This is a genomic window from Aeromonas allosaccharophila (assembly GCF_000819685.1).
In the GTDB taxonomy this organism is placed as follows: domain Bacteria; phylum Pseudomonadota; class Gammaproteobacteria; order Enterobacterales; family Aeromonadaceae; genus Aeromonas; species Aeromonas allosaccharophila.
On the sequence record NZ_CDBR01000009.1, the window covers coordinates 25205 to 48252 of the forward strand.

Sequence of the window (23048 nt, forward strand, 5' to 3'; positions counted from 1 at the left end):
TTTACTTCTCCCCTGCCTTGTTACTGTACATATTGTCAGCCTGTGTATAGTCATTATTTTCGTCATCAAGCCATTTAACCTGATTCATGCGGCGGACGACAACAAACTCATCACGGTTAGAGCCCACTGTGCCATAATAGTTGAACCCATAAGCCTGATGTGCATATCCGCCAATCATATGAGTTGGTTTAGGACAGACACGAGTAACGGAGTTATGAATCCCACCACGTTGTCCTGTTATTTCGGAGCCTGGAATATTCACCAGGCGCTCTTGAGCGTGATACATCATTACCATTCCAGCAGGGACGCGCTGACTCACCACTGCACGAGCAGTTAATGAACCATTGATATTAAATGCCTCTATCCAGTCGTTATCCTCAATTTTTAGATCTTTAGCATCATCTTCACTTATCCAAACAATTGGCCCACCCCGAGACAGTGTAAGCATCAACAAGTTTTCGCTGTATGTTGAGTGGATACCCCATTTCTGGTGCGGAGTGATCCAGTTCAGAGCTTTCTCTTTGTTACCGTTACCCTTCTTACCCATAATATTTTTAATAGTCTGGGTATTGATTGGTGGTCGATATGAAATGAGACTTTCGCCAAAATCACGCATCCATTGGTGATCCTGATACAGCTGTTGACGACCAGTAATGGTTCGCCATGGAATTAGCTCATGAACGTTTGTATAACCTGCGTTATACGAGACATGCTCGTCTTCCAAACCAGACCATGTTGGGCTAGATATGATTTTTCTCGGCTGAGCCTGAATGTCACGGAAACGAATTTTTTCCTCTTCCTTGTTGATAGCAAGATGTGCATGTTCTCGGCCAGTCAGCTTACTTAATGCATTCCAAGCCTTAACAGCCACATGACCATTAGTCTCTGGGGCTAAAGTAAGAATTACTTCAGCCGCATCAATTGCAGTGTCAATCTTTGGCCGCCCAGCATTCGCGCCATCATGGTGTGTGTAGTTAAGTTTTTTAAGAAGGTCTACTTCGGTTTCTGTGTTCCAATTAATACCCTTGCCACCATTTCCTTGCTTATCAAGGAGTGGGCCTAACGATGTAAATCTTGCGTAGGTGTTAGGATAATCGCGCTCAACGGTCATTATATGTGGTGCAGTTTTTCCTGGAATGAGATCACATTCACCCAATTTCCAGTCTTTTACTTCAAACGCTTGGGCTATTTCTGCTGGAGAGTCATGCTGCATTGGCAATGTAACCACATCGGTTTCAACGCCAAGATGTCCTTTACAGAGCTCAGAAAACGCTTTTGCAATTGCCTTATAAATTTCCCAGTCGGATTTTGCTTCCCAGGCTGGATCTACAGCTGCTGACAATGGATGGATGAATGGATGCATATCCGAGGTATTCATATCATCTTTTTCATACCAGGTTGCAGTAGGCAACACGATGTCTGAAAACAGACAGGTACTCGACATCCGAAAATCTAGAGTCACAACGAGATCAAGCTTGCCTTGGGTTGGGGTATCTTTCCAATCAACTTCAGATGGTTTGCTATCACTGAATGAGCCGAGATCTTTTCCTTGAATGCCATGTTCTGTGCCCAACAGGTACTTGAGCATGTATTCATGACCTTTACCTGAAGACCCAAGAAGGTTTGATCTCCAAATAAACATATTGCGTGGATAATGATCTTCGGGACACTCAGCAGCAAAACGAATACTGCCGTCCTTCAGCGAGTTAACCGTGAACTCTACAGGGCTTACCCCAAGCGCTTTTGCCTGTTCAGCAATACTCAGTGGATTAGTATTCAGCTGAGGGCTTGAAGGAAGCCAACCCAGCCGCTCTGCTTTCACGTTCATATCAATGAGATGCTTACTATATTTACTTGCATCAGCTAAAGGTGAAAGCAATTCTTGGGCATCTAACTTCTCATATCGCCATTGACTAGAGTGGTTATAGAAGAAAGACGTACCATTCATGTGGCGTGGAGGCTTTTGCCAATCTAGGCCAAATGCCAACGGTTGCCAGCCCGTCTGGGGACGAAGCTTCTCTTGCCCTACGTAGTGAGCCCATCCACCACCGCTCTGTCCTACGCAACCACAGAATACCAGCATGTTAATCAAACCACGGTAATTCATATCCATGTGATACCAGTGGTTCATGCCTGCACCAACGATGATCATTGAGCGCCCATGTGTTTTGGCTGCATTGTCAGCAAACTCACGAGCGATGCGGATAATCTCATCTTGTGGTACACCCGTTATTTTTTCTGCCCAAGCGGGTGAATATGCCTTCACTTCCTTATAGGTATGTGCGCTGCTAGGGTCATCAAACCCTCTTTCTACACCATAGTTAGCCACGGTGAGATCGTAGACGGTGGTCACAAATTCTTGGCTTCCATCTGCCAACACGATGGATTTAGCTGGAATTTTTCTTCTGATAACTTCTTCTAATTCAACAGGTGTGAAATGCTCACTTTCCAATCCACCAAAATATGGGAAAGCCACCTCAACTAAATGTTGAGGTTCCTTTATTCCAACAGACAAAGTGACTGGTGTCTTGGACTGCCCAGCGGTCTCTTCAAGATTCCACTTTCCATCCTCTCCCCATCTATAGCCAATCGACCCTTGTGGCGCGACCAGATCACCAGAAACCTCATCAATCGCTATGGTCTTCCATTCAGGGTTGTTCTGTTCACCTATGTTATTGACCAAATCTGATGCTCTCAGGAAGCGTCCTGCTTCATAGCTACCATCTGGTCGTTTGGTCAATCTGACCAACATCGGAAAATCGGTATATTTCCTTGCGTAACTAACAAAATATTCATTTTTATGTTGAACGTGGAACTCGTTCAAAATGACATGGCCCATAGCCAATGCTAACGCGCTGTCTGTACCTTGTTTGGGGTTAAGCCAGTGATCACAAAGCTTAGCTACTTCAGCATAATCTGGAGTTATGGCGACAGTTTTGGTGCCTTTGTATCTAACTTCAGTAAAGAAGTGAGCATCAGGAGTACGAGTCTGAGGAATATTTGAGCCCCAGGCTATGATGTATGAGGAGTTGTACCAATCTGCTGACTCTGGTACGTCTGTTTGCTCTCCCCAAGTCATCGGTGATGCGGGAGGAAGATCACAATACCAGTCATAGAAGCTAAGGCAAGAGCCACCGATGAGCGATAAATATCTTGCACCTGCGGCATAGGAAACCATAGACATCGCTGGAATTGGTGAGAAGCCAACAACGCGATCTGGGCCGTGCTCTTTTACGGTGTAAACGTTTGCCGCTCCAATGATCTCATTAACTTCATTCCAGGTGCTACGAACAAAACCGCCTCTACCTCGGGCAGCCTTATACTTTTTGGATACATTCTGATCGGAAGCAATCGCACCCCATGCTAGAACAGGGTCTTTGTGCTTACTTTTTGCGTCTCGCCAAAGTTCAATCAACGCTTTCCTGACCATTGGGTACTTCAGTCGATTGGCGCTGTACAGATACCACGAGTAGCTTGCCCCTCTTGGGCAGCCGCGAGGCTCATGGTTTGGGAGATCTGGCCTGGTCCTAGGGTAATCAGTTTGCTGCGTTTCCCATGTAACCAAGCCGTTTTTTACATAGATTTTCCAACTACATGAACCAGTACAGTTCACGCCATGTGTTGAGCGTACAATTTTGTCATGTTGCCAGCGGTCTCTGTAACCATCTTCCCAATCTCTGTTCGTATTGTACGTTTGGCCGTGTTCACCAGAAAACTTTTCACCTAATGTCTTTAAATAGTTAAACCTGTCAAGAAACTTGCTCATTTTACTGCTCCATATGCATATGCATTAATAGTAACATTCTATTTATTGAGTTCTTTTCCATATACAAACCATGTTATTAGCCCACAAATAACATAGAAGACTAAAAAAGCTTTCATCGCATTAATTGGTGTTCCGCTGAGAGCTATTGATAAGCCGAATGCGTTTGGAATAAAGAAACCACCAATTGCACCTATTGCTGAGATGAACCCTAATGCTGTTGCTGTATCATTTGCTGATTTTTTTAAGGCTTGAGCTTCTGAATCATATCGCTGTAGATTCCTTTTTATCATCATCCCCCTAAACAAAACGGCGATCATTTGAAATGTAGAACCACTCCCAACTCCTGCGCATGAGAACAAAGCCATAAAGACAGCTAGAAAATAGGTGAAGTTGCCATGCCCTGCATCTGATGGAAGAGTTGAAAACAAAAACGCAACTAACGTAGCCATTAAGCAAAAGCTAACAAAGGTGACTTTAACACCGCCCAGCTTATCTGATAAAACGCCACCAACTGGCCTCATCAATGCGCCGAATAATGGCCCTATGAAAGCATATTTCATTATTTCAATATCAGGGAATTGAGTTTTAGCGAGCATTGCAAACCCCGCAGAGAATCCAATGAATGAACCAAAGGCAGCCAAATATAAAACACTCAAAATCCAAAGATGTTTTTGTTTTAACACTACCCATTGCTCTTTAAACGAGGCTTTGGGTGCTGCAATATCATTCATAAAATGCCACGCTGCAATACTCAATATCAATATTACTGGTATCCATATTAAGGATGCATTGCTGAGCCATATTGATGCATCAGGATTTCCTTGACCTAAACCGAAAGGGCCAAAGATATTTACAGAAATTACGATAGGTACAAGCATCTGCATGACACTGACACCCAAGTTACCTAGCCCCCCATTTAAACCAAGAGCCTTTCCTTGTTGAGTTTTTGGATAAAACAAGCTGATGTTAGCCATACTAGATGCAAAGTTGGCACCACCAAACCCACATAACAAAGAGATTATTAGAAATGTTGAATACGGCGTTGTGGTGTCTTGCACTGCAATGGTCAACCATGACATAGGTATCATAAGCAACAAGGTACTGAATGCTGTCCATCTCCGGCCACCAAAAACTGGGATCACAAATGAGTAAGGGATCCGTCCTAAAGCTCCAGTAAGTGACGGGAGTGCAGTCAGCAGAAACAGCTGGTCTGTTGTAAAGGTGAAACCAGCTAAAGGCAAATTCATTGCTACTACGCTGAATATCATCCACACAGAGAATGAGATCAGTAGACAAGGGATAGATATCAGTAGGTTTCTTCTGGCAATATGAGAACCATTCTCAATCCAAAAGCACTTGTCATCAGGATTCCAGTCAACGAGCGTTTTGCTGTTATTTCTTTTATTTGTGTGACTGTCTTCACATCCATCTTTGTATTTTTGATATATGGACATTTTGCTCACCGGTAAGTGTTGGGGTACACAATGTCCAATAAACAATTTAAATGGATATTTTTTATTGACTTAGATCAACTGAACATATGTATTACAAAAGATGAATATTTCGATAACTACCTATTACAGGGGGGGCGGGTTGAAATTAACCACAACAAAATCATGCACTTAGCTTCAACAAGACTTTCTTTATCATGAGCTGGCTAATGTCTGGAATATTGTAGGTATTTACTTTGAGGTATTTTTATTAGGGTATCTAAAAGGTATAAACATCAGTAGTGACAATCTTAGGAAGTGTCAAATTCGTGAACATACTATTGAAGTATTGGAAGAAACTGTCTATTACAATTTCTATAACGTCAATTATATGTACACTATGCCTCATATCTATATTTAATATGAGTGCATCGATTTATTTGTCATCAAGCATCCAAGGGAATGCATATGTGATAAATAGTATTGGTTCAATTAGAATGAAAGTCTATGCACTCCTCTCAGGAACACTGTCTGTTGATGAAAAAGTGCAAGCGGTTAATAGCGTTGAATCAATTCTGCATGATCCTTTTTTTATTAATACGGCTGAAAAGCACAACCTTAATAAAGAATACATACAACTCAACAGTTTGTGGGATCCAAAATTAAAAAACATTCTTTCCCACTTAAAATCTGGTGATGTAGCAACACCATTAAGCATTAACCGCTCTAAAGAGTTTATTAGTTTGCTACAGAAGATAATCAAAAGCATTGAGAACAAAACAGAATCTAAGATCGTAGTGATTAATGGCCTTCAAAAAGCATCTTCTTTAATTGTTATATTGTTTTCCTTCATCGCAATTTATAGCTTAAATAAGCGTTTCTTTAGACCGTGGTCAAAATTATTGTTAATGGCTAAAAACATTCAGCATGGTGATTTTAGTTCAAAATTTGATTCTGAATCACATGATTACCGCGATGAGATGTGGCAGCTTGGCAATGCATTAAACAATATGTCAGAGGTTGTTAAGCATACCTACAGCGATCTGGAACAGATGGTAGCTGAAAAAACGCATAAACTTAACTTGCAGAATTTGCATTTAGAATTCCTTTATCGCAGTTGTAGATTATTTCAAAATCAAGAATTCAACTGCAAAGTTTTAGCTCCTTTCATGAAAGAATTAATCGGATACACTGGGGCTGGAAAAATAAAAGTATATATTCATGATCCACATAAAAATTCGGTCAAACATTTATACACCTTTGGTGAGAACGTGAGGCCATTACATTGTGCCTCTATGCGTTGCTCATTATGTATTAATAATGCAGATGTCACATCCCCTATTGAGAGTGAATATAATAATAGGTTATGGAACATTGGAGATGCGCATAATGATTATGGTTACATAGAATTTTTCTTTTCAAATGAAGTCACTATATTACATGATACAGAACAATTAATATTTGCATTTTGCAACTTGCTGTCTCAATCCTTATCTCTTTACTACAAAGAGCAACAACAACAACAACTATTATTATTTAAAGAAAGAAACACAATTGCTCAAACACTTCATGATTCGATAGCACAGTCTTTATCATACTTAAAGATAAAGATTAGCCTTCTTCAAAGGGATCCAATCATCATTAGTTCTTCTCAGGTTGATAATGTTTCAGAGATGAGGTGTGAGTTAAATGAAGCTTACTCAAACATCAGAAAACTAATTTCTACTTTTAGAATTCCATATAAGAAAATCGAAACGTTAATTTTATTAAAAGATACGATAGCAATATTTAATGACACATATGGTTTTAACATTAGGTTGGAATATAAAGATTTTTATGAAGACTATTCGCATGAGCAGGAAATACTCATACTGAACTTCTTCAATAAATTATTCGAATGTTTAAGGATAAGTATGCCTCCATCACGGATTGAGCTGCATATAAAATCCCTAGCTGAATATGTCATTATCATCCTGAAGGGTGAAGCTGAGTTCGAGGATTCAATATCGAGCTTAGTTGTTTTTCTAAAATCAGAAAATATTTCATTCATTAATGAACGGACGCAAGTGAAAATTGATCTTCACGTAGTTTGAGGAACACACATGGAAAAAGCTTTAACAACCAACGCAGATGTTTTTTCAATTTTACTAATTGATGATCATCCTGTCCTACGGAGCGGGATTAAGCAACTTTTACGTACAAATCCCTTTTTAACTATTGTAGCTGAAGCCAGTACAGGACAAGATGGTGTTCAGCTAGCATTAGATTATGAACCTGACTTAATTTTGTTAGATCTTAATATGCCTGAGTTTAGTGGTATAGACACATTAAAGTCATTACGAGCGCATAATGTATCTAGCAGAATCGTAATCTTCACAGTATCAGATTATGAAGATGATGTTTCGGATGCTATCCTTGCTGGAGCAGATGGTTATCTACTCAAAGACATGGAACCTGAAGACCTGATTAGCTCGATTGAACAGGCGTGCATGGGAAAACTTGTGATAAGCCCAAAACTAACTGCAATCCTTATTGAAAGTATGCAGTCAAGAAGAAAAAACCGCCTTAAAGACAAAAATCTACAAGTGTTAAGCCATCGCGAAATAGATGTTTTGAAATTTATTGCTCAAGGCTTGCCTAATAAGGTTATATCAAGACGTTTATTCATTTCTGAAGGAACAGTTAAAGTTCATGTAAAAAACATTCTTAAAAAATTAAATCTTCATTCAAGAATTGAAGTTGCAGTGTGGGTTCATAATGAGAAGATTATTTTCGACTAGTAGTGATAACTATTGCGTTATTGAATCATTTGCAGAAATAAAGCGTCACCGAAAAGTGGCGCTTTAATAGCTATCACTCTAATGTGAAAGGCCAGGAAGGATTTCCAATAGATAACGGCGCTGTTCTAATGGTGTGTTGCTTGTCCAAAAATCGAAAATCACATGAGCTAGCAATGGAATTAATAAAAGTAAAACACACAACATTGCAAGTAGCGTTCTTGCAGAAATCTTTTTATTCGCAGTGCCAAAATGAATAGCATTAGCTTGTTTTGGGCATGCAGAGATACAAGTTAAACAGTTTGTACACTCAAGATTTCTGACTGATATAAGTTCATGAACCTGTATTCTTGATGGACATGCTCTACTGCATTTATCACAATCGTATCCCTTGCTTCGTAAACAGCTGCTGGAAGACCTGCGAATACGCAATGGTGTCAGAAGCCCCAGCAAGGAAAGCCATCCACCATAAGGGCATAGGTATCTACAGAAGCCTTGCTTGAAAAGCATCGTGATACTTAATACCCAAACAACAAAAATACCTGATATGAAGTTCAAGTTGAAAAAGAAGGCTCCCATTTTCATGTCAGCAGCTTGGTGATACTGGCTCATCAAGTACCCTGGCAGTGCAACATTTGGAACAGCAAGAATAACTATGAACATCAGAAATGATAGAACTAGAAATTTCTGAGATTTGAGCAGTAGGTCTAACCATTTTGGCGGAGCCCACTCACCTGGTAGCAGCAAATTTCGAAAATGATGCAGCCATTCACCGACAACCCCAAGAGGGCAAAACCATGAGCAGAAGGCACGACCTAAAATGAGTCCAGATAAGGAAATAACCAAGACTGTGATTGTTGCAGCTGGATGGTGGTAATCAGTAATGCCCAAACTCAACAACGCCCGCAAGCCAAGACCGCCCGCTATAGGTAGAAAGCCATCTACGATATCAGGTCTAGACAGCCAAGGTAGGTCACCCTGGTGGAGTTGAAAAATATAAACACCATACTGTATTGTTACAAATCCCCACGATGTAACTAAGAAATATCTAACTAAACTACGAAGTTGTTGATCTCTTGAATCATAAAATGCGGATATTAATTTATATCTATAAAGCATGACAATAGCGACAGCAAGCACGATTAAACTACTTAGTGGTGGCTTGGCTGCTACCGTCAACCATACAGCGGCGGTTAGCATCAGGAACAGCTGCCAAGACCAACCTGAACGCTCATGCCACTGGAACAACAACAGATACACCAAGCCACTCAGCATGGTTATGGTTTCAATCCCACTCATCTAGCCAACTCCCATCGCAAAAACAGCCAATCATAAACAACATTACAGTTATTTATTTTGATCTGGATGGGCAGTTGGCCTAGTTTGTGGCGATGACAAGATTGTAATTTATTCTCTTGTCTTAATGAGTGGGGTGTCTGAGCTTACGTTTTCAGCCCAAAAATGGATATTGAATCTAGCATCTTCAGACAGTTCAACCCTGTGCCAATACTGAGGTGGGCTGGTTGCAAACTCTCCGGCTCGGATTACAAGCGTAATTTCAGGTATCTCCGCTGTTTCATCAGCAAAACCGTAATATGTTACCGTCCCCTCCATTACACATAACTGACCGAATACGCCAGCAGCTGTATTGTGATGGGTTAATAGAGCCTGTGGTACGTTTTCATTTGTAAAGAATGGGGTTGAACGGCGAACAACCCAATGAGCTGGTATACTATGCAGTAGCGACATGTTTTATCCTTAATAATCTATGAAATTAAGTAAGGCTGAGCATATGCTCAGCCAGCAATTATTCATCTAGAAAGAAGGCGTAGAAGTGGGAATGCAGCTCCCATTTGGTCTCCACCTACGACAAAGCCGCACATTTCACCATCCTCGCTGCGAGCTTCTGCGACCATTCCATTTTTATTCCACTTAAACTGCCATGAAAGGTCTGTACCTTTTGTTCTACCAGCTAACTGCAAAGGATATTGAAGTGTTTTTACCTTCACTAGCATTGGAGGAAGCGTTAGTGGTGTTGGCTTACCAATCAGAGTTTTAGATAATGCATTGGCACCGAGAACAATTGGCTGCAAAAAGGGGCGTAATTCACCTTTCCACTCAACGCAATCACCAAGCGCATAAATGTGCTCACTCGATGTTCTCAGGTATTCATCCACTACAATTCCACGCCTTACAGCCAGTCCCGCATTCATCGCTAAGGATAGATTCGGTTGTAGACCTATAGCTGAAATGACAAGATCCTGTTCACTGAAACTGCTGTCAGTGAGCTCTATCGTAAAGGATTCGTTGGCATCTCCTCTTTGTATCGACTTGATACCTCGACCAAGTTTTAGGTCAACCCCCTGCTCCCGTAAGGCTTGCAGTAACGGTTGACTCAATGCAGCTGGCATTAATGTACTTAGGGGGCTGTCCGCCAGATCTACAAGCGTCACAATTCGGTCTTGGCCCACCATATCCATAGCCAACTCACAGCCGATCAAACCTGCTCCGAGTACCATAATGCGTTTTGCATTCTTAATTAATTGTTCGGCATTGGCATAATCATTTTGGCTATTGAGGGTTACCATTTTATCCGAGTTGGGAACGGGAGGCAGTATAGAACTGGCCCCAGTTGCCAGCACTAGCTGGCCATAAGAAAAATCGCCATTATTTGTGTGTACCATTTTGTTATTCGGACTAATGCTATGCACAATCGTATTAGGTGACAGAATGATACGTTGCTGTTCAGCAAATTGAGCCCCCGTCAACTTTGTCATTGCGCTGGCGGTGTAACCACGACTGACCACATGACTCAAGTCCGGTTTGTTATATTCATTGCCATTATCAGCGGTAATAAGACGGATCGGTCTTTCACCATCTAATTTACGCAAGCTTTTTACCAACTGCTGAGCGGCAAAGCCGCTACCGATGATGACTATATCCTGGCTGGAACCAGCATAATGCTCATTTAATGCGCTCATACACATGCCTCCACTGCGCATGGTTCGAATACCTCCTTGCCGATGCCGCAGCCAGGGCAAAGGAAACTCTCCGGTACAAGGCTCCAGGGAGTGCCAACCGCAACCAATTGATCCGGTTCACCTAAGGCGGGGTCATAAACCCACTGGCAGACTGTGCAAAGCATTGCTTGCTCATCGTCTACTCCGGCTACAACTGACTGGGTGGTCTCCTCTACAGGGGAGATATCAACAGTGAATGGCACTTGATGGGCTGCTTTTTCTGGGCGAGGCACCTCAATAGGATGTAACGCCCATTGACGAGCGAGCTGGCGTCCATGCTCGCGGCATTCTGCCAGTGCAGAACCATCTGGTCGCCATTTGGCTTTCAGAGAGATGCTGATATCAAAGCCTGCATCCATCAATCGGGTCTGGATACGATCTACTGCACCACCAGTCCAGCCGTAACTGCCGAATGCAGAAGCACGCTTGTTTCTAAAGCGCAGGCCAGTTATCTCCTCCAGCATGCCTGCCACCTTAGGCATCATGACGTTGTTCATTGTGGATGAGCCCACGAGTATTCCCTTGGAGCGGAACACTTGTGTCAGGATCTCGTTCTTATCGTGGCGGGCTACGTTGTAGATCTTGACTGCGACCCCAGGGTCAACTTCGTGAATACCCTGTGCGATGGCATCGGCCATCATACGGGTGTTGTTTGACATCGAGTCATAGAACAGGGTGATACGATCTTCTTGGTAGTGGTCTGCCCACTCCAGATACTTGAGAATAATTTGGGTCGGATCCTCACGCCAGACAATACCGTGGGAGGTTGCCACCATGCTTACTGGCAGGTTGAATCCAAGCACCTCTTTGATTTTAGCTGTCACAAGTGGGCTGAATGGGGTGAGGATATTTGCGTAGTACCGTTGGCACTGCTCCATCAATTCGGTTTGATCTACTTCGTCATTGAACAGATGCTCATCACAATAGTGTTGACCGAAGGCATCGTTAGAAAACAACACTGCGTCCTCAGTCATGTAGGTCATCATGCTGTCGGGCCAGTGCAGCATAGGTGTTTCAATGAACACCAGCTGCTTGCCATTACCGATGTCGAGACTGTCGCCTGTTTTGACTGGATGGAAGTTCCATTCAGGATGATGATGGTGTCCCGTGATTGAGTCGATAGCGTTGTGAGTGCAGTAAATCGGAGTGCCTGGGATACGAGCCATCAATTCGGTCAGTGCCCCTGCGTGATCTTCCTCAGCATGGTTGATCACCACATAATCGATAAGGTTAAGGTCGATCTCTGCTGCAAGGTTTTGAACGAACTCTCGGCTGAACTTATGATCGACTGTATCAATCAGCACGTTCTTCCCTTCACGGATGAGATAGCTGTTGTAGCTCGTCCCCTTGTTTGTCTTGTACTCAGTACCATGAAAATCTCGAACTTCCCAGTCCCGTTGGCCGACCCAGTGAATGTTGTTTTTGACATGAATGGTCATCTGGCAATTCCTCAGTATGTAATAGTTGGTATTTCTTGATATCAACTATTGCAGCTAACATGCCAACTCATAACTCATTGTTTTTATGAGGCTTAGTTTATTTTCTTGTTAAAATGACATAGTATTGATATTGTTTAAATGACAGCATTAATGTCATTTGGACACTAACAATGATTTCGACAGACAGTTTGGCTCGTATTGCTATAGACATACAGCTGGGGATTTCACATCAAGACAGATTCCACCGCCTTATCCAGAGTATTCGCAGCCTACTGAACTCAGATGCGTCAGCCTTGCTACGGTACGAAGGAGGCCAGTTCATCCCGCTCGCCATCGATGGCTTAATGCAGGACGTATTAGGACGCCGTTTCGCCATCAAGGAGCACCCACGCATGGAGGCAATTGCCCGTGCTGGTGACGTAGTACGCTTTCCGGCAGATAGTAGCTTGCCAGACCCCTATGATGGCTTGATCCCTGATCATGCAGAATTTAAGGTGCATGCTTGTGTTGGTTTACCTTTGTTCTCCGATCAAGTCTTGATTGGTGCATTGACCATCGATGGAATGAATCCTGCCCAGTTTGATGACATTAGCGATGAAGAGTTGCGTCTAGTTGGTGCGCTAGCGGCAGCGGCGTTAAGTAACTCATTACTACTAGAGCGTTTAGCTCGCCAGAGCAGTGAGCCATTAATACCTTCAACACCAACAGGTGCAGATAGATTCGAGATAATCGGGCATTCTCAGGCGATGCAGCAGCTAAAGCATGAGGTAGATATAGTTGCTAACTCTGATTTAAACGTCCTGATTTTGGGCGAAACGGGTGTAGGTAAGGAGTTAATAGCAAAAGCAGTACATCTTGGCTCGCCACGGGCAGATCGCAAATTGGTATATCTCAATTGCGCAGCTCTACCGGAATCCGTAGCAGAGAGTGAATTATTTGGACATGTGAAGGGAGCGTTTACAGGCGCTATTCATAACCGTGCGGGTAAATTTGAATTAGCGGATAAGGGCACGTTGTTCCTGGATGAAGTTGGTGAATTATCCTTATCATTGCAGGCAAAATTGCTACGTGTCATTCAATATGGAGACTTGCAGCGCATTGGTGATGATACCCCACTGAAAGTCAATGTACGTGTGCTTGCTGCAACGAACCGAGACTTGAAGAAAGCAGTCATCGATGGCAAGTTTCGAGCAGACCTCTATCATCGCCTGAGTGTTTTCCCTATACATGTACCAGCCTTGAGAGATAGAGAGGATGATATCTCCTTGTTGGCTGGCTACTTTTGCGAGTGCTGTCGAGTGAGTATGGGGTTAGAGCAACTGCGGATCCAACCTCAAGCACTGCATCTTTTGAAGGGCTATGACTGGCCTGGTAATGTGCGCGAACTGGAGCATGCCATTCATCGTGGTGCCGTATTGGCTAGAGCAGAGCAACGAAGTCCGGTTCTGACGCTTGCAACCCATCATTTCAGTATAGCTATGCCACCAATGCCTCAATCTAGTATAAGCCCTGCCGAAAATATTGATGGCTTCACCACTAACCAAATGGGTTTGAGAGCGTCAACTGATGCATTTCAGTCTGCGCTAATTACGAAGGTGCTAGCAGATCATAATGATAATTGGGCTGCAACAGCACGAGCCTTAGATATTGATTGTGGTAATTTACACCGCCTAGCCAAGCGGTTGGGACTGAAGTAAATATCAGTATTTTTTACATTTTTGAAATTTCGATTTGAAATCAGAGCATTAATAATATAATAGAGCCCTAGTTATGGATAACATTGAATCAAACAGACCACCATCGCCACTAAAAACTTTATTGATTGATGATCATTCCATTCTACGCAGTGGAATAAAAGAGCTTTTATCTACAGATCCTGACATTAAAGTCGTTGCAGAAGCAGGTGATGGCCAACAAGGGCTAGAGCTGGCTATTACTTACGAGCCGGATGTAATAATATTAGATCTTGATATGCCCATACTGAACGGTCTTGAAACGTTAAAAAAAATAAAGGCACATGGGCTGAAATGCAAAGTCATAATTTTCACATGTTCCGACCTTGAAATGGATGTAATTGAGACTTTCAGGGCAGGAGCAGATGGATATTTGCTCAAAGACATAGAGCCATCTGATTTTATAATGTCAATAAGATCAATTTATTCTATTTCATTTGTGGCGAGCCCTTCAATATTAAAGATTTGTAATTCAGATCATTATATTAAGCAATCAAAAAAAGCAGCTAACTCGATAAATTCTTTAAGCCATAGAGAAATAGATGTGCTAAAGCTTATGTCAAACGGCTTTTCAAACAAGCTAATCGCTCAAGAATTATTTATATCTGTAGGAACAGTCAAAATTCACGTGAAAAATATACTAAAAAAATTAAGCTTGAAATCAAGAGTGGAAGTGGCAGTGTGGGCACATAATCGAACTATAAACTAGGTGTATGGGATAGCCCCCTATATTTCCTATAAAATATCACATCATATGTATGCCTTGTATTGGGTTAAGAAGAAATCACCACTTGGCATACATAATATTATGCACCTAAGTGATGATTTATCTAACATTGCTTTTATTAGTTTCATTATAACTTTAATACAACCATCCTGTTCTGAATGAAACGCCTACAAAAACGAATAGGATAGATATGATCGTCACTGCTCGAATGTGCCATCCCATTAAAGCTAAATTAGACTCATTTAAATTCGGAATTACACGAAATCTAGCATTTATTGCAAAACAGGTAGTGAGTGTAAGTAATGCCAATTTAATGAGAATAACATTTGTAACCCTGTTATCAACGTTAAACCAATTTAGTACATCACTCTCAATGTTCAATGCCAGGTAAATACCCGTGACTATCTGCGTTATTAAGGCAGGCATTCCAATTCTCTCGTATACAGATTCAAAGTCTAGTAATATTTTCGTTGACGATTCCTTTAGTGCTTTAGGGAGAACTATTAGAGCGAGTATAATATGCCCGCCAGTCCAGATTGTTGCACCTAAAATATGCAAAAATAACGCAACTCCATGCATGTCAAACACCTTCGATGTTACACATTAAATTGGCATTCAGGATGTTCATTAAAGCACTTTTTGCTAATGATTTCTACTAAAAAAAATTCAGTAGTTAGTAACTGATTTAATTAAAATCACAGTAAGTGTGATGCATTATTATTGATGCTCTACATCACAATGCAAGATGTCTCTGAAAGATACATCTTGCATTTGGATGCAATGTATTTAATTGCACTCTTGATTTATATTTTTATATGATGGGAAAAATTTTTATATTAAAGTGGGATTACATTATCAAATGAGATCTTTGCCATTTTCTTTTAATATTCAAAATAAAATTAATACGGCTAGATTTATAAAAAAACCACCTACACAAAGGAATAGAAATAGTATGGCAGCAAGAATCAAAGGTTTTACACCCGCTTGATGTATTGCACCAATGTGAGTACGTAATCCAAGAGCGGCCATAGCCATTGCAAGCAATATACTGTCGATATCAATCAAGTAATTGACAATGTGTGGAGGTATAATGTTAAGGGAATTTATTCCACTGGCGACAATAAATAATACCGCAAACCATGGTATAGTAATGCTATTGCTTTTATGGGACGTATCATGAGTCTCTTTACCGATGCATGTAGATAATACTATTAAAAATGGTGCGAGCATCATGACACGAATCATCTTAACAATCACGGCCGTATTTGCTGCATCCTCGCTGACACTACGGCCTGCTGCCACTACCTGTGCGACTTCATGAATTGTTGAACCAGCAAACATGCCGTATTGTTCAGCACTTATATCTAAATAGGGATAAATTAGTGGGTATAGAAACATAGCAATAGTTCCAAATACAACCACCGTAGCAACAGCAACTGAAACCTTATGAGCTTGGCCCTTGATCACAGGTTCAGCAGCCATTATCGCAGCTGCACCACAAATGGAACTTCCTGCACCAATTAGCATTGTTGTCTGTTTATCAAGTCTTAATAGTTTTGTTCCAATATAATAAGCCAAGATAAACGTACAGCTGATCATTAATATGTCTATGATAATTCCTGCCCAGCCTATCCCCTCTATTTGCTGGAAGGTTATTCTGAAGCCATAAAGAACAATGCCAACTCTAAGTAATTTATTTTTAGCATAATCTACACCTATAGCAGTATGATTTGCTACACGAGGGAAGAAGGTGTTTCCAATAAAAATCCCAAATACAATAGCCAAAGTAAGCGCACTAAGGCCCATATGAGTTGCAACATCCAGTTTACTAGCTAAAATACTCATTGCGGCAATTATCGCTACGAGTATGATGCCTAGCCACCACTGGTAGCTTTTTAGGCTACTTTTCAAAAACGAATTATTATCATGTACAACAGACGAATGAGGCATTGAGTGGTCTTCTATACTTATTTACTGTGTTATAGCATTATATGCCTTGATAATTGATAATAAAAATACATAATAATTAACAATGGATAACCTACAGTTATGGTTATAAACCTACACCTTTTGCGCATTTTTTATACGGTTTCAAGTGAGGGCGGTTTTTCCAATGCAGCCACACATCTTTGTATTAGCCAGCCAGCGGTATCAAAAGCAGTTAGTGAGTTAGAGCGTCAGATAGGGCTTCCATTACTAGAAAGAGGTTCAGGTAGAAGCCGAAAAGGGATTCATTTGACTGAGCATGGGCAAGTGCTATTTGACCATGCGCATGCAATATACATGTTAGAGCGTGCTGCCATTGATGATATGCAAGCCAGAATTGGAATGAAGAAAGGGCGCTTGACAATTGGAGCAAGTAGCACAATTGCTGGGTATTGGTTTCGACCATATTTATCAAAACTTATACAACGTTTTCCTGATATTGACCTAAAAATAACTACGGGAAATACGCAGTATATAGGACAGCAGTTATTAGACTGTCAAATCGATATCGGATTGGTCGAAGGAACACTGAGTGATCCTCGCCTCTTATCATGTCATTGGCATGATGATGAGCTTTGTCTTATTACATCCCTAACATCAGATACATATGAACATGATTGGGCACAACACACTTGGTTGTTAAGAGAACCTGGTTCAGGAACGAGAGAAGCAACAGAGTTATGGTTAGAAAATCAAGGCATTATCCCTATACGGTGCATTGAATATGGTAGTACTGAAGGAATAGTCAGAGCTGTTGCTGAGGGACTAGGAGTTTCGCTGGTGTCTTCTCGGGTGGTGCGTGAATCAGGATATGCTGATGATGTTTCTGTTATGCCTATTTCTATTAGATTTCGCCCATTATTTATCGTTTTATTGAAAGACAGGCCGATTTCTCCTCTTGTAGAAAAATGTTATAATATCTTGATGAGTCAAAGTTGATATGTAATCTTCAAGCTAATAAGCGTTGTAGAATTTCCTACTCTATCTGCGTTGACGATTTTTCTAAAAGAAATAATCTATCGCATAAAGAAATCCATATTTCAATCCAAGGTGTGATTTGAGCCGGAATATATAGTCATTACTGCTATTTCAAGATCTTTTAGGTGGTTTTTTAGCTTCATGCGGACTGTAACATCTAATATGATATAAGTAGATATGTATACTTATTGGAAAGCTGCTTATAGATACTAATTTTCTATAGCTTGCATTTCTAGACTAATTCCATGTCTTAAATTCAGTATCACCGCACTTAATCACACTATATTATTTTGTTTTTTTAGTTTCTCTACAATCCATGCGCAGGCTTCATCAATTCTTAAAAAACTTTTTACTTCATGCAGCTTAAGTGACGGGAGCCTACTTATCGAAATTGAGTACAACGTTGGTGAGGATATTACATGCGCCTGGCACACTAGCATGCTATTTCCCAACCATTGATGAAAACTATCTGCCGCTTCAAGGGCGTCTTCTGTCGCACCAGCATAATGTCTTACATCAATAAGTAGGCCAAATGGTTTTTCTTTTATTGTTTCAATAGTCGAATGCATTTCTAAAATCCATGCTGCCACACCCTCCTTATTGAATGTACCTATTAACTCACATATGACGATACAATCAGCATGAAGCTCTATTGAATAACGTCCGTGTTCGAGTTTTTTAGACATAATATCTCCAATGCATGAAACACCACTTTATGCGTTTTACACTAAGTAATTGCATTTGCAAACGGTTATTAAGAGGGGACATGCGATACTTATCAAATTGTTAGGTACAACAGTCAAAGATAGCATATCCTGATCTCGTGCTAGTATGGTAAATATGTACTATTAGGAATCCATATAGAATAGGAATTATTTATAATATCCGTAATGTAAGAGATGAGTGGTTGTTCCACTCATCCTTTTTGTATTTAGCGCACGACTAACTATCTTAACAGCAGTATGCTTCTTTCCGCCATTTTTAAAATGGCCGTTGTCGTACTTCCAACAATAAATTGCCTAATGCGCGAGTGACCGTAAGCCCCCATCACAATAAGGTCGCAGCCTACCTCTTCTGCATGCTGGCAAACAACTGGCACCACCTCTCCTTGCAGCAGCATTGCTTCAACCCTGATACCCGCACTCTTCAACAACTGTTTGGCTTGTGCCAGCTGGCGCTCGTGCTCATCACTCGGTTCGCCGACCATCACCAAGTCACACTCCAGCCCCTTGAGCAGAGGACTGCTTGCGATCAATTCCAGCACCTTCTTGGTGGTCGGGCTGGCGTCATAGGCAAACAGGAAGCGGCTTGGGGCCTGAAAGCCCGGCTGCACTACCATGATGGGATTAGCCAAGGTACGGATGACGTTCTCGATATTGCTGCCAATCAGTTCGTGGGCATGGGCGGTGCCCTGCTTGCCCATGATCAACATCCGCATACCGGATGAGAGTTCCAGGGTCGTCTCGACCAACTGGCCGTGGCGTTGCAGGGCCTCGACCCCTGACACCCCCAAGCCAGCCAGATATTCCTTGCCACTGTCCAGCAGAATGCGCCCCTGTTCATGGGCGAGACGGCTGCGTTGGTGATCCAGCTCGGCGAGCTCCTTGAGCAAATGCTCGCGGCTGCCCAGGCCGATGTTGCCGGAGAGATCGGCTTGTCCTTCAAACTCATTTTTTTCCAATACGTGCAGTAGAGTGACAGGTAACCCAGTGTTGGCTGCGGCCCATGCCGCAGCATCACACACAGCTGTCATGGCAGGTGAACCATCGATACAGGCAAAAATGTTTGTCATGGTAAATTCCTTCTTGTGATCAGTGTCCAGCCAGCAGCTTTTCAACTTCTTCCGGTTTATCGTGAACGCCAAAGCGGTCAACGATAGTGGTACTCGCTTCGTTCAAGCCAATCAGCTCGACTTCGGTGCCCTCGCGGCGGAACTTGATGACCACCTTGTCCAGTGCGGTGACAGCGGTGATATCCCAGAAGTGGGCATGGGTGAGGTCGATCACCACTTTCTCTACCACCTCCTTGAAGTCTAATTCGGCAAAGAACTGTTCAGCACTCGCGAAGAATACCTGGCCCCGTACCAGATAGGTGCGTACCTCACCTTTTCCGCTCGCTGTCGCTTTTAACCAGCATGAAGCTGGCAACCTTGTTGGCAAAGAACAGGGAAGGAGCAGTACCCCGACAAGTACCCCGAGCGCCAGGTTATGGGTAGCAACAACCACTGTTGCCACCATCACGATATTGGTTGAGGGCGGGTGCTTTTTGAGATTGTGCAGTGAATCCCAGGAGAACGTCCCGATAGAGACCATGATCATCACGGCCACCAGTGCTGCCATGGGAATCTGGCGGATCCACTCATCCATGAATACCACCATCAGAATGAGCAGAGTACCCGCGACAGAGGTGGAGAGGCGGCCACGCCCACCGGATTTGATGTTGATAATGGACTGACCAATCATGGTGCAGCCCGCCATGCCACCCATCAGGCCAGCGCCTATGTTGGCAATCCCCTGGCCCTTGCATTCACGATTGCGGTCGCTGCTGGTATCCGTCAGATCATCGACAATCGCTGCCGTCATCATGGATTCGAATAGACCCACCACAGCCAGGCCCGCAGAGTAAGGGAAGATAATCGCCAGCGTTTCCAGATTGAGCGGCACTTTGGGCCACAGGAAGATAGGCAGAGTATCGGGCAGCTCGCCCATATCGCCAACAGTGCGGATATCGATGCCCATGGTGATGGCGACTGCCGTCAGGATCACGATGCAGAGCAGCGGAGAAGGCACTAGCTTGCCCACCACCGGAATAAGCGGGAACAGATAGATGATGCCAAGGCCCGCCGCCGTCATGGCGTAGACCTGCCAGGTGACGTTGGTGAGCTCCGGGAGCTGGGCCATAAAGATGAGGATCGCCAGCGTGTTGACGAAGCCGGTCACCACGGAGCGGGAGACAAACCGCATCAGGCTGCCCAGTTTCAGGTAACCCGCCGCGATCTGGAGTACCCCAGTGAGCAGAGTCGCTGCCAGCAGATATTGCAGGCCGTGCTCTTTGACCAGGGTCACCATCAAGAGCGCCATAGCGCCTGTGGCTGCCGAGATCATGCCTGGACGACCGCCGACAAAAGCGATGACCACGGCGATACAGAAGGAGGCATAGAGGCCGACCTTGGGGTCTACTCCGGCGATGATGGAGAAGGCGATGGCTTCTGGGATCAGCGCCAGGGCGACCACAATTCCGGCTAACAGGTCACCACGGATGTTGGAGAACCATTCTTGTCTTGCACGTTCCAGCATGGGGGGATTTTCTCGCTTGTTTAGGATCCATAGCACAACGCATCCATCGACTTGGGGGTCAGATGGAGTTCGGGCAGGATCAGATTGTTGTATTGGGATCTAATGGGTGTAAAAAAGCGCTCCGGTTGTGACAACCAGAGTCAGGCGGCAGGAGCCGCAGAGGTAGAGGTTAAGGCGGCGTCACAGTCACGCCAGTATGCGATTTGTTCATGGGTTGAGGATGATAGAGCTTGTCTAGATAGAGCTCTCATTTTTGAAAAAACACTTTTTTAACTTTCCGCCCTACAGGGCGAACATAACCATTCCTTTACTAAGGTTAATTTTCTATTTTCTATACGTTTATAGATTTTCAATTCATTACTAAGTGATAGAGCATTAATTTATTAAATCAACTTAATTAATCTTAATTTATAAAAGCGACTTTCATTTGCTCTCTTCAATAAGATCGTGTGAGGGGTTGTAAAACTGGGCTCTCTTCGCTGCGTAGCAGCGGAATGTTGAAACGCTGAAATTTAATTCAAGCTCTCATAATTAGTAAATGGACAGTTTTTCGATTTTTTCAAGTGGGGGGATGTGAAAAAATTTCCAAAATCAATTTGATTGATTAAAATTTAACCTATTGTGCTGATTTTATGCTATTAGTCCCCCGACTTATTGGCAAACCCCATGTTCAATCCGTCCCACCTGATCGACAACAGCCTGAACCCCCATCGGTGTAGTCAACAACTTAGCTGGGGCAACGCCACCAAGGCCCCAGGCTGGACGCTCTAACCATGATAATGCCTTGGTGGTGTCGTACTTTTTGAGGGAGAGCACCGCATCGAGGGCCTGTACAACGCCGTATACCCTGGCACCCTGCGATGTTGACAGGGGAGTCTCTGTCTTGAACTTGCGGGCAATTGTGCTTCGGCTAATGCCTGCTAAGCGGCATATCAAACCAGCGTCTGTACTCATCAATTCAGCCAGTCGATGAATGATGCCAGGAGCTACGCCAGCAACAATCCATAGATGTGCCCCCAACGGGTCACTCGGTATGCCAAGAGAGTCAAATATTGTCTTAGTAGAGGCCGTAGCCTTACCTGGATGATAACTGGCATAGGACATAGTCTCTCCCCTGAATTTGCAATGCGTGATTACCGCATCCTATCTGTTCCCTGTGGCGGTGGCGAGGGGGATGAGGACTGTGTTGGATGAGGCACTGGATGCAGAGGTTGAAGAGCCCCATTCGGACAATACCAACTTTTTCGTGAATCTCTGGGCATAATTCTATCTGAGGTCTTTATGAGGCCCTTTTTATGATGTATTGACTATGTTCTAACCATCATACTAGCTAGCGCCGTATACAGAGGATGACGTCATGAGTAAAGAACCGTCCGCACATGAACTAAAACAGACGTGGGGACTACCTGCTCACGCAAAAATGCTGGGGTGGCTACTGCATGACCCCTACAAGGACGAGTTTCTGGTTAAGTACACATCAAACTCTGATATGACGGGTATGTGGTGGGGGTTGAGCCCTGAAACAGCAAAAGCCTTCAAAACGCTAAAGAAGGCAACTGCCGTCCTCGAATCATTGGATCTTGCAGGGCGAGCTGTTGCTGCCCCAGCTTTTGATATTGGAAAGCAGATCATCGTTCTGACGGATGATATTGGTGTTGAAAATCCGCTGAGAAAAGTGACTCGTTTAATGCAAGAAGCTGAGCGTGATGATGCTAATAACTAAACATCCGGTCGAGAGAAACATCGATGGCTATCAATTTTGATTATCGTTGTGGAATCTTAGAGGCAGCCGACACAAAAACTGGCCGAGAATGGTGTTGGTACAAAGGCGACCCCGAGGTTACCAGAACTGAAAACGGCGAGTTATTGAGTTCGATAGGGAAGGTGCGAATAAGC

General features: G+C 43.0%; 17 protein-coding genes and 1 pseudogene. 6 read left to right on the plus strand and 12 right to left on the minus strand.

Annotated elements, in window-relative coordinates:
• Position 1 precedes the first annotated feature (1 nt).
• Both BN1115_RS01910 and BN1115_RS01915 read right to left on the minus strand, forming a co-directional pair.
• Entirely contained in the window at positions 2 to 3766 is a 3765-nt protein-coding gene (locus tag BN1115_RS01910) for a nitrate reductase subunit alpha (RefSeq protein WP_042024866.1), read from the minus strand.
• A 38-nt stretch (positions 3767 to 3804) separates the two neighbouring features.
• The gene (locus tag BN1115_RS01915) at positions 3805 to 5220 is read right to left on the minus strand and encodes a NarK family nitrate/nitrite MFS transporter (protein WP_042655832.1); all 1416 of its coding nucleotides are present in this window, start codon (positions 5218 to 5220) and stop codon (positions 3805 to 3807) included.
• 446 nt (positions 5221 to 5666) lie between these two features.
• Here BN1115_RS01915 and BN1115_RS01920 point away from each other — a divergent pair, with 446 nt between their 5' ends.
• On the plus strand, positions 5667 to 7289 hold the full coding sequence (locus BN1115_RS01920; RefSeq protein WP_162516194.1) for a histidine kinase: 1623 nt from the start codon (positions 5667 to 5669) through the stop codon (positions 7287 to 7289).
• 9 nt (positions 7290 to 7298) lie between these two features.
• Entirely contained in the window at positions 7299 to 7976 is a 678-nt protein-coding gene (narL, locus tag BN1115_RS01925; protein WP_017408671.1) for a two-component system response regulator NarL, read from the plus strand.
• 78 nt (positions 7977 to 8054) lie between these two features.
• Here the strand turns inward: narL and BN1115_RS21425 are convergent, their stop codons facing one another.
• The 4 genes from BN1115_RS21425 to norV all read right to left on the minus strand — a co-directional run bounded on the left by BN1115_RS21425 (position 8055) and on the right by norV (position 12432).
• A complete protein-coding gene (locus BN1115_RS21425; protein ID WP_082034776.1) occupies positions 8055 to 9272 on the minus strand; it encodes a 4Fe-4S binding protein in 1218 nt (405 codons plus the stop codon).
• Between the two features lie 108 nt (positions 9273 to 9380).
• The gene (locus BN1115_RS21430; RefSeq protein WP_017408673.1) at positions 9381 to 9722 is read right to left on the minus strand and encodes a TehB family protein; all 342 of its coding nucleotides are present in this window, start codon (positions 9720 to 9722) and stop codon (positions 9381 to 9383) included.
• 62 nt (positions 9723 to 9784) lie between these two features.
• Positions 9785 to 10954 (minus strand): NADH:flavorubredoxin reductase NorW, encoded by a 1170-nt coding sequence (gene norW, locus BN1115_RS01930; protein ID WP_042024864.1) that lies wholly within the window; start codon positions 10952 to 10954, stop codon positions 9785 to 9787.
• Positions 10951 to 12432, minus strand: coding sequence for an anaerobic nitric oxide reductase flavorubredoxin (norV, locus tag BN1115_RS01935; RefSeq protein ID WP_017408675.1), 1482 nt, complete (start codon positions 12430 to 12432; stop codon positions 10951 to 10953). Before norV ends, norW begins: the two co-directional genes overlap by 4 nt.
• Before the next feature lie 170 nt (positions 12433 to 12602).
• Between norV and norR the strand changes: the two genes are divergently transcribed.
• Together norR and BN1115_RS21435 are read left to right on the plus strand one after the other, a co-directional pair.
• Positions 12603 to 14129: a nitric oxide reductase transcriptional regulator NorR gene (gene norR, locus BN1115_RS01940; protein ID WP_042655834.1), complete on the plus strand. Its 1527-nt coding sequence runs from the start codon at positions 12603 to 12605 to the stop codon at positions 14127 to 14129.
• A gap of 73 nt (positions 14130 to 14202) precedes the next feature.
• Positions 14203 to 14874: a response regulator gene (locus BN1115_RS21435; protein ID WP_080768714.1), complete on the plus strand. Its 672-nt coding sequence runs from the start codon at positions 14203 to 14205 to the stop codon at positions 14872 to 14874.
• A 153-nt stretch (positions 14875 to 15027) separates the two neighbouring features.
• Here BN1115_RS21435 and BN1115_RS21440 read toward each other — a convergent pair whose 3' ends face one another.
• Both BN1115_RS21440 and BN1115_RS01945 read right to left on the minus strand, forming a co-directional pair.
• Complete coding sequence (locus tag BN1115_RS21440; protein WP_082034777.1) at positions 15028 to 15471, minus strand: CopD family protein; 444 nt, start codon at positions 15469 to 15471, stop codon at positions 15028 to 15030.
• A 309-nt stretch (positions 15472 to 15780) separates the two neighbouring features.
• Entirely contained in the window at positions 15781 to 16842 is a 1062-nt protein-coding gene (locus BN1115_RS01945; RefSeq protein WP_050070479.1) for a YeiH family protein, read from the minus strand.
• 99 nt (positions 16843 to 16941) lie between these two features.
• Here BN1115_RS01945 and BN1115_RS21445 point away from each other — a divergent pair, with 99 nt between their 5' ends.
• Positions 16942 to 17817: a LysR family transcriptional regulator gene (locus BN1115_RS21445; protein WP_080768715.1), complete on the plus strand. Its 876-nt coding sequence runs from the start codon at positions 16942 to 16944 to the stop codon at positions 17815 to 17817.
• Between the two features lie 314 nt (positions 17818 to 18131).
• Here the strand turns inward: BN1115_RS21445 and BN1115_RS22085 are convergent, their stop codons facing one another.
• The 4 genes and pseudogenes from BN1115_RS22085 to BN1115_RS01960 form a co-directional block, all read right to left on the minus strand.
• Positions 18132 to 18542 (minus strand): hypothetical protein, encoded by a 411-nt coding sequence (locus BN1115_RS22085; RefSeq protein ID WP_128815196.1) that lies wholly within the window; start codon positions 18540 to 18542, stop codon positions 18132 to 18134.
• A 260-nt stretch (positions 18543 to 18802) separates the two neighbouring features.
• Positions 18803 to 19648 carry a universal stress protein gene (locus tag BN1115_RS01950; RefSeq protein WP_042024862.1) on the minus strand — a complete coding sequence of 282 codons (846 nt, stop codon included), beginning with the start codon at positions 19646 to 19648 and terminating at the stop codon, positions 18803 to 18805.
• Positions 19649 to 19667: 19 nt separating this feature from the next.
• Positions 19668 to 21152 (minus strand): annotated as a pseudogene (locus tag BN1115_RS01955) (SulP family inorganic anion transporter).
• A 651-nt stretch (positions 21153 to 21803) separates the two neighbouring features.
• A complete protein-coding gene (locus BN1115_RS01960) occupies positions 21804 to 22256 on the minus strand; it encodes an antitoxin Xre/MbcA/ParS toxin-binding domain-containing protein (RefSeq protein WP_042655837.1) in 453 nt (150 codons plus the stop codon).
• A gap of 253 nt (positions 22257 to 22509) precedes the next feature.
• On the opposite strand from BN1115_RS01960, the gene BN1115_RS01965 reads away from it, so the two are divergent.
• Positions 22510 to 22875, plus strand: a complete 366-nt coding sequence (locus BN1115_RS01965) for a hypothetical protein (RefSeq protein ID WP_049790239.1) — start codon at positions 22510 to 22512, stop codon at positions 22873 to 22875.
• The last annotated feature ends 173 nt before the right edge of the window (positions 22876 to 23048 follow it).

Bases quoted from the DNA above. Each gene is read 5' to 3' on its own strand.
- BN1115_RS01910 (WP_042024866.1), bottom strand. From the start codon at position 3,766: ATGAGCAAGTTTCTTGACAGGTTTAACTATTTAAAGACATTAGGTGAA.
- BN1115_RS01915 (WP_042655832.1), bottom strand. From the start codon at position 5,220: ATGTCCATATATCAAAAATACAAAGATGGATGTGAAGACAGTCACACA.
- narL (WP_017408671.1), top strand. From the start codon at position 7,299: ATGGAAAAAGCTTTAACAACCAACGCAGATGTTTTTTCAATTTTACTA.
- BN1115_RS21425 (WP_082034776.1), bottom strand. From the start codon at position 9,272: ATGAGTGGGATTGAAACCATAACCATGCTGAGTGGCTTGGTGTATCTG.
- BN1115_RS21430 (WP_017408673.1), bottom strand. From the start codon at position 9,722: ATGTCGCTACTGCATAGTATACCAGCTCATTGGGTTGTTCGCCGTTCA.
- norW (WP_042024864.1), bottom strand. From the start codon at position 10,954: ATGAGCGCATTAAATGAGCATTATGCTGGTTCCAGCCAGGATATAGTC.
- norV (WP_017408675.1), bottom strand. From the start codon at position 12,432: ATGACCATTCATGTCAAAAACAACATTCACTGGGTCGGCCAACGGGAC.
- norR (WP_042655834.1), top strand. From the start codon at position 12,603: ATGATTTCGACAGACAGTTTGGCTCGTATTGCTATAGACATACAGCTG.
- BN1115_RS21435 (WP_080768714.1), top strand. From the start codon at position 14,203: ATGGATAACATTGAATCAAACAGACCACCATCGCCACTAAAAACTTTA.
- BN1115_RS21440 (WP_082034777.1), bottom strand. From the start codon at position 15,471: ATGCATGGAGTTGCGTTATTTTTGCATATTTTAGGTGCAACAATCTGG.
- BN1115_RS01945 (WP_050070479.1), bottom strand. From the start codon at position 16,842: ATGCCTCATTCGTCTGTTGTACATGATAATAATTCGTTTTTGAAAAGT.
- BN1115_RS21445 (WP_080768715.1), top strand. From the start codon at position 16,942: ATGGTTATAAACCTACACCTTTTGCGCATTTTTTATACGGTTTCAAGT.
- BN1115_RS22085 (WP_128815196.1), bottom strand. From the start codon at position 18,542: ATGTCTAAAAAACTCGAACACGGACGTTATTCAATAGAGCTTCATGCT.
- BN1115_RS01950 (WP_042024862.1), bottom strand. From the start codon at position 19,648: ATGACAAACATTTTTGCCTGTATCGATGGTTCACCTGCCATGACAGCT.
- BN1115_RS01960 (WP_042655837.1), bottom strand. From the start codon at position 22,256: ATGTCCTATGCCAGTTATCATCCAGGTAAGGCTACGGCCTCTACTAAG.
- BN1115_RS01965 (WP_049790239.1), top strand. From the start codon at position 22,510: ATGAGTAAAGAACCGTCCGCACATGAACTAAAACAGACGTGGGGACTA.